The sequence below is a fragment of the Brasilonema sp. UFV-L1 genome (assembly GCF_012912105.1).
GTDB lineage: Bacteria > Cyanobacteriota > Cyanobacteriia > Cyanobacteriales > Nostocaceae > Brasilonema.
In genome coordinates this window covers 1-4,179 of record NZ_QMEA01000252.1, presented here as the reverse complement: position 1 = coordinate 4,179, position 4,179 = coordinate 1, and the positions used below count along the sequence as shown (strand labels likewise).

Sequence of the window (4,179 nt, the reverse complement as noted above, 5' to 3'; positions counted from 1 at the left end):
GTTTTTCGCGCTTTATTAGCCCAACCGCAGAAAAGTATTACGATTTCAAAGTTAATGGAAGCCCGGTGGATCAGAGAATGCAGAGTTTCTGCAGACTTTGCCAGAGAAACAACATACCGAGTTATTTCTCATCTGAGCAAATATGAACGGATCATGATGCTACGCGCATATGACATATTACCACCTGTGTCTAAAGAAAATCAAACCGAAATTTCACCCCTGATTCAGAATAGTGATGCAATTAAAACCTTACCCAAAGTCCGGTATGAGCTATATGAAATTCCACTTAATGTATTAATGCTTGTCAAAGGGCTGCAAGAGAGCAGCTTCAAGCCAAGAACAAAGAACGGAGGCAGCAGTGCTAAGGTTTATACGACAGACAATAAAGCAGCTTTCACTTTAATCTTAGATGGTAGCGTCGAGAAAATCACGGTCAGTAGCCTGAGAATCGATCTGTGCTTCCTTCACGGCTCATGGGTTATACCTACAATTAAAGTCAACAGAGGTGAGAATGAATCAGACGGGGACTGAAATACGTGATGGCAACTCAAGAGTTGTCTGTTGTTCATCAAATTCTGATTCTATATCCTCCAGCTTAAGATGAGTATTCGGAAGTATGACTGAACTGATTAAGGGCTTTGTGCCGCTTAGAATCCATTCACATACGTGAGCTAATTGATAGGAAATCAGCGGAGGTACAGCGTCCCCTATTTGCCTGTACATATTTGCTAGCCCAGATGCTACAAACTTGTAGTTCCTCGGAAAACCCTGAAGGATAGACATCTCCCGAACACTGCATAGTCGATCTTGTTCAGGATGACTGTAACGCCCATTACCGATATGAGCACATTCTCTCTTAATAGTCACGGCAGGCTTATCCCAGCTTAACCGACCATACACATCCGGATGCGACCCTAATTTTCCGTTGGAAATGTAGCGCAGCATGGCAGGAGTCAGAATATCACGCGCCTCTGGGTGGTGTCTCAGATCAGCCCAAGAGCCACCGTCCTTTGGTATCATCTGAAGCCGTTTCAGGCTTTTAAACTCCGAAAATCCTGGTGCAATATGCAGGGGATCTTTCGGGTTCGGTTGCCCTGCAGCTATCAGCGGCAGCGATGAAATAGCTCTGCGAACATGGGTTGCTTCTAACCTAACACGAAAGCCGCCCCACAAATCTTCAAGGCTTCTGAACGTTAAATCTTCTCGCACCGCAATAACTAATGCCCGTTCTCTGCGTTGCGGAAGACCGAACCGATTCAGCATATAATTCTTTCCGTAAACCTGGTACCCAAGGTGCATAAGTTCCTCCTGCAGCCTTTGGTAGTGATGAGTGAAGTTACCGACAACCAACTCTCTTGCATTCTCCATGAGGAAAATTGTCGGTCTAAATTCCCTCACAAAGAGAGCACTGCGCGTTATCAGTGAGTTCCGGGGGTCATCTAATATGTGATTGTCAGGCAGTGTTCTGGAGAACCCTGTGCAGGGCGCACATGAAATTAGGACATCAGGAGCATCCGTACCAAGAGTGTTTGTCAGAACTCTGCGTAGCTTCTTCGGTTCCAGAGTTGATATATCCTCATCCACCGGCTCCAAATCCATATTTGCTCGATAGGCGATATTACATTGCAAAGACCCCCGGCTGCTGCTCGGCTTACCTATCTGGGCATCAACAGCCCCCACTATCCTAAATTTCGGATGAGCATGGAAGCCGTAGCTCATCCCTCCTACGCCTGAAAAAAGGTCAATTACGGTCCAATGCTTGTTCAATGTTACCCTTTGTGCTGCTAAAGTCTTTTCTGATCAAAGTATCAACTTTCAGTTGGTACCATTTCTTTATGAAGTTGAGCTTAATTCAACCCCCTAACCCATCGTTGGAACTACGGGTGGCGCGTTTTATTTAGTGAACGAGTAGGGGGGATGCACTCATCTACAAAAAACACAAGGACCTTCCCTATTCGATTAAGTGGTATACTCCGCGTTAATTTTCACGTAGTCGTAACTCAAGTCACAACCCCAAGCTTTACCTGAACCAGAACCATTACCAATACTGACGGAAATCATCACTGGATTGTCTATTCTTTGCTTGATGGTGCTACGCTCAACTGAGACATCGTTACTCATGTTTGTAGCTACCAAGTCTTTTGGTACAGAAGCATCTGCTGCAGCTTGTTTCAAATATTCACTTGCAGCTTTCCTATCAAATGATAATGGTTGACCATTCTCCATTAGCAAGAAATCTCCTAACTTTATTTTCAGGTTTTCTTGCTCAAAAGGAACTCCGGCGCGTCCAGCGGCTGCAGCGATACGTCCCCAGTTGGGATCGCGTCCAAAAATAGCTGACTTGACAAGAGAAGAACCTGCAATGGTTTTGGCAACTTGACGGGCTGCTTGTTCATCGTGCGCCCCTGTAACTTGCACTTCAATAAGACAAGTTGCGCCTTCACCGTCACGGGCGATCGCCTTCGCCAGATGCTGGCAAACTGCTGTTAACATCGCTTCTAATTTTTCTGCTTCTGCGCCCATTTCAGTTATTGCTGGGGTGCGTGATTGACCGTTAGCTAGAGCGATTAAACTGTCATTGGTACTCGTATCGCCATCAACGGTAATCGAATTGAAGCTTTTATCTGCTGCGCGACTCAACATTTGTTGCCATAAAGTGGGAGACACGGCTGCATCACAAGTTACAAATGCTAGCATTGTTGCCATGTTGGGATGAATCATCCCAGAACCTTTGGCGATACCTCCAATTCTGACTGGGCGATCGCCTATCGTTGTCTCTAAAGCAATAGATTTTGTCACTAAGTCTGTGGTAATTATCGCACCTGCTGCTGCATCTGATCCTGTTTCACTAAGCTCTGCAACGAGTTTCGGAATTCCTGCTTTGAGTGCATCCATACGTATGCGTTGCCCAATGACACCAGTGGAAGCGAGCAGCACAGATTCTGAGGGGATGTTGAGTGCTTGCGCTACTGCCATTGCAGATTCTAAGGCATCTAACCACCCGTCAGGACCAGTTGCAGCGTTGGCTTGTCCAGCGTTGCAAAGGATAGCACGGGCGCTATGCTTCGCTTGTAAGCGTTGACGGCAATAATCCACACAGGCAGCTTTGACATGAGTGGTTGTGAAGACACCTGCGGCGATCGCCTCCACATCCGACACTATCAAAGCCAAATCCGGCAATCCTGAAGGTTTTAGCCCAGCTGCAATTCCTGCTGAGCGATATCCTCTAGGTGCAGTCACACCACCAATAATTTCTTGCCAGTCTGCCATTCCTTTTCCCCCACAATTCTGAGCGGCTTGTTCGAGAAAGAACTCAGAACTCCTTCGTTAAGAACAAGCGCATGAGTTCAAAACGAGCTGGGTGGCTAGTTGGATCTACAAGCCCACTAAATCCTCTTGCTTTGTCTAAGGAGATATTTTGGCTTGGGGCGTTTTGCATTCTGAGTTTTTCTCAACCGAGATTATACCAAGCTTTTGTCTTTCGTCCGAGTGATAACTAGTCAGGAGTCAAAAGTTCTGTGAATTCTGGATGCTGGATTCTGAATTCTGAAATTCTCCTGAGTGACTCTTGACAAACGAACACTTATTCATGACTAATAAATATTAAAGAAAGAAAAAAGAGAGCCACTTGGGCAGCTCTCCAGATCATCAGGGTGCATCTTTAACTCTCATATTATTCCATTTTTGGGATGATTGGTGATACCCCTCATTTACAATTTGTAATATTTTTGGAAATCTTCTTAAAGGAGGGCAAACACGAAAAAAACACAACAAATAAAAAAATAGAGAGCCACTCGTGTAGCTCTCCAGATCATCAGGGTGCATCTACTTATCACAGTATATCATTTTTGAACTGAGGGGCAAGACCCCTCACCCCCTTTTTTCTAAAATTTTTTTAAAATGATCGTTCTTTGGGCGAGGTAGTCCGTTCAAGGGCGCTCTGGGCATGCGTTTTGCGCTTACGGCACCTGCTACAAGTTGGGAAACTCGCTTCAGAGCACTGCCTCACCAAGGGCGCGCTGGCAAGGATCCACAGCAGCCTCTTCTTTCAACAGTTATCAGTTATCAGTTATCAGTTATCAGTTATCAAGGAAGCGCAGTATCAGTTATCAGTTATCAGTTATCAGTTATCAGTTACCAGTTACCAGTTACCAGTTACCAGTTACCAGTTACCAGTTA

At 45.4% G+C, this 4,179-nt stretch carries 4 protein-coding genes; 2 read left to right on the top strand and 2 right to left on the bottom strand.

The window, feature by feature from the left end:
* The coding region (locus tag DP117_RS33640; RefSeq protein WP_211176515.1) for a hypothetical protein at positions 1-531 on the top strand (531 nt) is incomplete at its 5' end.
* On the opposite strand, the gene DP117_RS33635 is transcribed toward DP117_RS33640, so the two are convergent.
* A complete protein-coding gene (locus tag DP117_RS33635; RefSeq protein WP_169222495.1) occupies positions 517-1,767 on the bottom strand; it encodes a DNA cytosine methyltransferase in 1,251 nt (416 codons plus the stop codon). The genes DP117_RS33640 and DP117_RS33635 overlap by 15 nt on opposite strands.
* A 192-nt stretch (positions 1,768-1,959) precedes the next feature.
* Positions 1,960-3,270, bottom strand: a complete 1,311-nt coding sequence (gene argJ, locus DP117_RS33630) for a bifunctional ornithine acetyltransferase/N-acetylglutamate synthase (protein ID WP_169222494.1) — start codon at positions 3,268-3,270, stop codon at positions 1,960-1,962.
* 676 nt (positions 3,271-3,946) lie between these two features.
* On the opposite strand from argJ, the gene DP117_RS35780 reads away from it, so the two are divergent.
* Positions 3,947-4,179, top strand: a 233-nt coding sequence (locus tag DP117_RS35780; RefSeq protein WP_211176513.1) for a hypothetical protein, incomplete at its 3' end; no start/stop codon positions are given.

Excerpts from the sequence above, each read along its gene's own strand:
- argJ (WP_169222494.1), bottom strand. The coding sequence starts at position 3,270 with ATGGCAGACTGGCAAGAAATTATTGGTGGTGTGACTGCACCTAGAGGA.